Annotated in this window: 8 protein-coding genes; all 8 read left to right on the top strand. The window is 56.6% G+C overall.

Annotated elements, in window-relative coordinates:
• Positions 1–1,275 (top strand): hypothetical protein (locus ADICEAN_RS22810; RefSeq protein WP_051068910.1); only part of this gene is annotated, 1,275 nt, incomplete at its 5' end.
• Between the two features lie 77 nt (positions 1,276–1,352).
• The gene (locus tag ADICEAN_RS19670) at positions 1,353–1,688 is read left to right on the top strand and encodes an arsenosugar biosynthesis-associated peroxidase-like protein (protein WP_009197420.1); all 336 of its coding nucleotides are present in this window, start codon (positions 1,353–1,355) and stop codon (positions 1,686–1,688) included.
• 195 nt (positions 1,689–1,883) lie between these two features.
• Positions 1,884–2,948 (top strand): arsenosugar biosynthesis radical SAM (seleno)protein ArsS, encoded by a 1,065-nt coding sequence (gene arsS / locus ADICEAN_RS19675; RefSeq protein WP_009197421.1) that lies wholly within the window; start codon positions 1,884–1,886, stop codon positions 2,946–2,948.
• Positions 2,949–2,978: 30 nt separating this feature from the next.
• Positions 2,979–3,485: a rhodanese-like domain-containing protein gene (locus tag ADICEAN_RS19680; protein WP_040398433.1), complete on the top strand. Its 507-nt coding sequence runs from the start codon at positions 2,979–2,981 to the stop codon at positions 3,483–3,485.
• A gap of 134 nt (positions 3,486–3,619) precedes the next feature.
• Positions 3,620–4,033, top strand: a complete 414-nt coding sequence (gene tnpA, locus ADICEAN_RS19685; protein ID WP_009197423.1) for an IS200/IS605 family transposase — start codon at positions 3,620–3,622, stop codon at positions 4,031–4,033.
• A gap of 48 nt (positions 4,034–4,081) precedes the next feature.
• Positions 4,082–4,708, top strand: coding sequence for a TIGR04282 family arsenosugar biosynthesis glycosyltransferase (locus ADICEAN_RS19690; protein WP_009197424.1), 627 nt, complete (start codon positions 4,082–4,084; stop codon positions 4,706–4,708).
• Positions 4,705–5,532: a hypothetical protein gene (locus ADICEAN_RS19695; RefSeq protein ID WP_009197425.1), complete on the top strand. Its 828-nt coding sequence runs from the start codon at positions 4,705–4,707 to the stop codon at positions 5,530–5,532. The genes ADICEAN_RS19690 and ADICEAN_RS19695 overlap by 4 nt, the downstream gene beginning before the upstream one ends.
• 28 nt (positions 5,533–5,560) lie before the next feature.
• Entirely contained in the window at positions 5,561–6,406 is an 846-nt protein-coding gene (locus ADICEAN_RS19700) for an MOSC domain-containing protein (RefSeq protein ID WP_009197426.1), read from the top strand.
• The last annotated feature ends 568 nt before the right edge of the window (positions 6,407–6,974 follow it).

The raw sequence follows: 6,974 nt of genomic DNA on the forward strand, positions 1-6,974 counted from the left end.
CTGCTGTTGTCGGCCTGGGGGGTACTGTTCGGGCTGTACCTGCTGCTGCTGCGGGAGGCAAAGGGGCTGAGCCTATGGCCCCTGCTGCTGCTGGCGGGACTGGCCCGGCTGCTGTTGTTGCCCTCGCTGCCCATGCTGTCGGATGATGTGTACCGCTTTCTCTGGGACGGGCATTTGCTCCTCAGCGGCTGGCACCCCTTTTCGCACCCGCCCAGCTGGTACATGCAGCCGGGGGCGCCGCTTGGGGAAGGCATCACTCCTGCACTTTACACTCTGCTCAATTCCAAAGACTATTTTACCATCTATCCCCCCCTGTGTCAGGCCCTCTTTGCTGCTGCGGCCTGGCTGGGCGGAGATAGCCTTCGCCTGAGCGTGCTGGTGCTGCGGATGGGAATTTTACTGGCCGAGGGGGGGAGCCTCTGGTTACTGCTGAAGTTGCTGCCCCGCTACGGGCTTCCACAGCGGCGAGTGCTGCTCTATGCACTAAACCCCCTGGTGGTGCTGGAATTAAGTGGCAACCTGCACCCGGAGGCGCTGGCCGTATTCTTTCTGCTGCTCCTGTTGCTGTTTGTGAAAAGAGAGGGAGACGTCAAAGGGGATAGGGCTGGCATTCCCCTCGGGCCTTCTGCCCTGGCCTTTGCCGGAGCTGTGGCCAGCAAGCTCTGGCCCCTGATGCTGGGTCCCCTGCTGGTACACTGGCTGGGCTGGAGGCGGGGATTGCGCTGGGGCCTGCTGGCGGGCCTCTTTTGCCTGTTGTTGTTTGCACCGCTGTTTGGTACGGCCCTGCTGGGAGGCATGCAGGAAAGTCTGGCACTCTACTATCAGCGCTTTGAGTTCAATGCCAGTCTCTACTACCTGCTGCGGGCGCTGGGCAGCTGGTGGCTTGGCTACAACCCCATTGCCCGCCTGGGTCCGCTGCTGGCCTTGCTGGCAACTGGTGGTATCCTGTGGCTGAGCCTAAGGCCCGCCGCCCGCCGCCTGCCGCTGCCCCTGAGCATGGGCATGCTCTACAGCCTGTTTCTGCTCTGTTCTACTACCGTGCATCCCTGGTATGTGGTGCCCCTGCTGGCGCTCATGCCCTTTACCCCTTTTCGCTTTCCGCTGGTCTGGAGCGGACTGATCTTCCTGACCTATGCCGGGTATACCCCCTCCGGCTATCAGGAAATAGGGGCTCTGGTAGCGCTGGAGTATGGGGGTGCCGGCCTGTGGCTGCTCTGGGAATGGTGGCCAGGGATAAGAAAGGGGAGAGGAGTGGAGGAAGCCGCTGAACATTAAAGCCGCCGCACAGGTTGATGTTGAACCCTTAATTTGATATCTTACACATTCAGACAGTTTAATCCCTGACTCAACATATGCAAGGCACATATTATAACCCCGCCGACCTGGCCAAATTTGGCAGCATTGGCGAATTTGGACCCGAGCTGGCCAAAAAATTTTTCGACTATTATGGCGAAGTCTTTAAAGAAGGCGAGCTGACGGAGCGGGAGAAATCCCTGATTGCCCTGGCGGTGGCCCATGCCATCCAGTGCCCCTACTGCATCGATGCGTACACCACCGACGGCATGGAAAAAGGCGCCAGCGAAGGCCAGATGATGGAGGCCATCCACGTAGCGGCGGCCATCCGGGGCGGCGCTTCCCTGGTGCATGGGGTGCAGATGATGAACAAGGTGAAGGAGATGTCGATGTGATAACGGAGATTGAGCAGTAAGTAGTCGGCTACGAACGTAGGCAGCGCCGTTTAGGGGTTGTTTCTCCTGTACCCTACCACCAACCCTAGGTAGCACCAGCTGCCGTTACGTATCTCAGCAGCTGAAGTCTCACAACTCAGCCTGCCTGCCGGCCCCTCTGCCGACAAGGCAGGTACTCACTACCCGGTACTATTCATGAAAAGCCTAAAACGACAAGATCACAGCCTATCCGATTCTTTCCTGCAGCTGGAGGTGCTACAGGCGCGCCGGCCCGATGGAAGGGCTTTTCCGCGCTTTGAGGAAAAGCTGGAGTCCATTGGGCTGTTTCCGCTCAGGCCTACGCAGCTGGAGATCTTTCAGGTAAATGTAGGCAAGATGTGCAACCAGGTCTGCAAACACTGCCATGTAGATGCCGGTCCGGACCGTAAGGAGATCATGACCCGGGAAACCATGCAGCTTTGCCTGGATGCGCTGGACAGGGCCGATGCGGCCGGCCAGTCGGTACATACCGTAGACCTCACAGGCGGCGCTCCGGAAATGAACCCCCATTTTCGCTGGTTTGTGCAGGAGCTCCACCAGCGCGGCAAGCATGTAATGGTGCGCTGCAACCTCACCATTATCCTGGCCAACCCCACCTACCATGACCTTCCCCAGTTCTACAAAGCGCATGGGGTAGAAGTAGTGAGCTCGCTACCCCACTTCTCGGCCCGCCGTACGGATGCCCAGCGGGGCGATGGGGTGTTTGAGAAATCGATCCGCGCCCTGCAAATGCTCAATGCGGTGGGCTATGGTATAGACGGCAGCGGCCTGCAACTGCAGCTGGTCTATAACCCCTCGGGGGCTTTTTTGCCCGGGGCGCAGGCAGGGCTTGAGCGGGAGTTCAGGCAGCAGCTGCAGCGGCAGTTCGGCATCCACTTCAACAGCCTGTATGTGATCACTAACCTGCCCATCAGCCGCTTTCTGGATTTTCTGGTGCAGAGTGGCAATTACGAAGCCTATATGGAAAAGCTGGTGAACAGCTTTAACCCGGCTGCCGCTGCCAATGTGATGTGCCGCAACACCATTTCCGTAGGCTGGGATGGCCAGCTGTACGATTGCGATTTTAACCAAATGCTCGATCTGCCCGTTGCAGAAGGAGCGCCCCGCCACATCCGGGACTTTGATGTGACGGCCCTGCAGCAGCGGGCTATTGTCCTGAATCAGCACTGCTACGGCTGCACAGCCGGTGCCGGCAGCAGCTGCGGCGGCCAGACGGCCTGATCAATTTTTTGTTAGATGACCTCACTATCTATGTTAAGGAACGTAATACACCGCTTTGCTCCCCTGATCTTGGTCCTGATGCTTCTGCTGGCTGGCTGTGATGAGTCATACCATGGCCGGCTCAGGCTACTGCCTCCGCACAACATTCCCATGATTGCTGCCGATAGTCTGGCGGGCATTTTGCAAAACCAGCAGGTAGTGCTGCTGGATGTCCGTAATCCCGAGGAGCAGGCCGTAAGCCAGCTTCCGGGGGCTATTGCCATTGAGTACGAGGGCTTTATTCCCCAGCGACTGGACAGCCTAGACAGCGACCGCCCGATTGTGGTATACTGCACAGTGGGTTTCCGGAGCGGCAACATTGGGGAGCAGCTACAGCGTGTGGGCTTTAGCCGGGTAAGCAATCTCTATGGCGGCATCCTGGAATGGAAAAACAGGGGCCATGCGGTTGTAACCCCCTCGGGCCAGCCCACCGAGCAGGTACACACCTACAGCAGCTACTGGGCCGGCTATCTGGAGCGGGGAGAGGCGGTGTATTGAGCAATTCACAGCTCCATAGCTCCATAGCTCTCCATAGCGAGGGAATTAATTCCCTCGCTATGGAGAGCTATGGAGCTATGAAGCCGGAGAGCTAGAAAATCTAGAAAATATTGATACACCAAATTGCTTAGGATATGCCCAGAAGTTTTACTCAGGTCTATGTTCATGTTGTTTGGGCTGTGAAGAACAGAGAGAAAATACTTTCTAAGACCATCAGGTATAAATTAATAGAACATATCCTGGAAACGTTTAAAGAGCGAAAACTGGTGATTCTTGCATTGGGAGGTGTTGAAGATCATATGCATTGTTTGCTCAGGCTGCCCGCTACCTATACCATTGCACAGGCAGTAAAGGAAATCAAGGGAGAATCTTCCCATTGGCTTAATGCGACAAACCAATTGGAGGGGAGTTTTATCTGGCAGGAGGGGTATGGCGCATTCTCAGTTAGTCCGCAACGAGTAGAGCAGATCAAAACGTATGTATTCAACCAGGAGCAACATCACCAAACCGTATCCATAGACCAGGAATTGAGTGTATTTGGCTTGTGAAAGCTCCATAGCTCATAGCTCCATAGCGAGGGAATTAATTCCCTCGCTATGGAGCTTTCTAATAGAATCAACATGACCCCCACCCATCTCATTATTTTTGTAAAAAACCGCATTCCCGGCCAGACCAAAACCCGGCTGGCGGCTTCACTGGGCCATGAAGCAGCCCTGCAGGTCTATGACCAGCTGCTGGCCCACACCCATGCTGTTACGGCTCCACTGCCCTGCAGCAAATGGGTGTTTTTTTCAGATTATCTCGAGGAAGAGGGGCTGTGGGAGCGGGGCTACCGTCTGGAAGTGCAGCAGGGGGGTGATCTGGGTGAGCGCATGTACCGGGCCTTTGAGCACTGTTTTTCAGAAGGGGCTCAGCGGGTCTGCATTATTGGCTCGGATTGTTTTGAGCTGGAGATCCACCATCTGCAGCAGGCCTTTGAGGCCCTGAAGCAGCAAGATGTGGTGCTGGGGCCTGCCGCCGATGGGGGCTATTACCTGCTGGGCCTGCAGGAGCAGCAGCCCGAGCTGTTTCACAATAAAGTATGGAGCACGCCCGATGTGCTGGCCGATGCCCTGCAGGACTGCCGCGGCCTGGGCCTCTCGGTGCACCAGCTGCCCCTGTTGCACGACCTGGATGATCTGCAGGACTATAAACGCTATCAGCAACGCCTACAGAAATCATGAAGCTTCTCTCCCTATTGCTGTTTGTTCTCCTAGTAGGGGCCTGCAGGCGCAACGCTCCGGCTGAGCAGGACGCAGCCCCTCTCTTTCGGGAAGATTGGGCCGCCGATGCCCTCTGGGACGATGGCCAGGCCGAGGTAGCTACCTATGCTGCCCGCCGCGAGGTATATGGTAAAGTGCGGGAGTATGAATACACCTTTATTACCGTAAAGGAAGAGTTCAATACGGAGCATGGGGTAAAAACGGATGATTACACCCGCTCTGACCTCTACCCGGTGCTGAAGATCAATAAATTTGCCCGCCTGGAAACCGATAATTACCCCTACCATTATCTCACCAGCCTTTTTTACAAGCGAAACGAACCCGGCCTGCTGCACAAAATGACCCACTCCTCGCAGGAGTGGTGCGGCAATACCTTCAAGCTTTTTCAGCAAGAGGGCAGAGGCTACCAGTACCTCTGGAGCAGCTACTGGGATGGGCAGGGCGATGGACGAGAAAAACTGACGGGCACCCCCCTTTTTGAAGACGGGCTCAGCCACAGCCTGCGGGCGCTGCCCTTTGCCGAAGGGCTGCAGTTTGCCCGGCCGGTGCTGGAGAGCCAGATCAGCAACAAAGCCACACCCCCTGCCACCTATCAGGCACACTTTACAGTCAGCAGCAGTCGGGAAGAACCTCTGGATAGCTGGCAGGTGCAGGTGCAGCTGGCCCGGGATAAGACCAGCCACTACTGGTTTGCCAAAGCCTATCCCCATATACTCCTGCGCATGCAGAGCTGGGATGGGCAGGAGCTTCAATTGCAGCAGCAGGAGCGCCGGGCCTATTGGTAAAGCCGGCTTTTCTTCCCTATTTTACCGCATGACCCCTGTTCCCTCGCTCCCAACCATCAGCCAGCTCTGGATCTACCCCATAAAATCCCTGGGCGGCATTTCCCTATCCGAAGCACAGCTTAGCCCCCGCGGCCTGCAATGGGACCGCCGCTGGATGCTGCTGGACGCCCAGGGCAATTTCATGACCCAGCGCCAGATTGCTGCCATGGCGCTGCTGCAGGTTGAGTTGGGGGATAATGCGCTGCGGGTACGGCACAGCCAAAAAAATATGGAGCCCCTGTCGATCCCCCTGCAGCAGCAGGAGGGAGCCGGGGAGGTTCAGGCCCCCATCTGGGACGATACCACCCTGGCCTGGTACGTGGGCCGGGAGTACGATGCCTGGTTTAGTGAGGCCCTGGAGCGCCCCTGCCGGCTGGTGTACATGCCCGAGGAAAGTGAGCGTACCGCCACCGGCAAGTGGAGCGGTCAACAGCAAAAAGTATCCTTTGTGGATGAGTATCCCCTGCTGCTCATCGGCCAGGCCTCGCTGGACGATCTGAATGCCCGTCTGCAGGCGCCTGTGCCCATGAACCGTTTTCGGCCCAGCATGGTGGTGAACGGCAGCACCCCCTTTGCGGAAGATACCTGGCATGAAATTCGGGTAGGGGAGCTCCGCTTCTGGGGCGAAAAGCCCTGCGCCCGCTGCCTGGTGACCACCATCGACCAGCAGACGGGTAAGGCAGGCAAGGAACCCCTGCAAACGCTTTCCCGCTACCGCCGCCTGGGCAGCAAAGTGCTCTTTGGCCAAAACCTGCTCTGCGATAGCGCCGGCACCCTGCGCGTAGGTGATAAGCTGGAGGTTATTTCCTACAAGCCTGACCCCTTAAAGGGGTAGGTGAGGACGTGGCTAGCGCTCTTTTTTAGTTTTTCATCTCCTTTCGGGGAGAGTGCTTTCAATGTAAAGCTGTTGAAAGGGGCTGGATCTGAAGTTTAGCCTATCCCAGCGGCAGATCTGCGGGAGCGTCGGACCCACCCCAACCCCTCCCAGGAGGGGATTATCGTACCAAATGCTTCCTTTCGTGGCTATAGCTACCTTTGCTCATAAATACTACAGCTGTATCGTATTGAATTGCGAGAATTACGCTCTGTAACGAAAATCCCCTCCTGGGAGGGGTTGGGGTGGGTCCTGTGTTGCAGTGGGCACGAACCCTGAATGGACTACTACTGGTTGCCCCTTAGCAGGCTTGGACGGGCAGCTCCCACTCTAATTACCCCAAAATAAAACATGAATCATCCCGAATTTTGAAAGGATGAAATTTGAAGCAAAAAACGGTTTGGAAAATAATCCAAGCCGTTTTTTGCTTCTAGAGGCCTGTCATTCCGAGAAGGTACGACGAAGGAATCTGGCATCCAAGTATAGAGTAACCAGATTGCTTCTTCCGCTCCGGGGGGCGCCCCGCTCC

Source organism: Cesiribacter andamanensis AMV16, from assembly GCF_000348925.1.
GTDB lineage: Bacteria > Bacteroidota > Bacteroidia > Cytophagales > Cyclobacteriaceae > Cesiribacter > Cesiribacter andamanensis.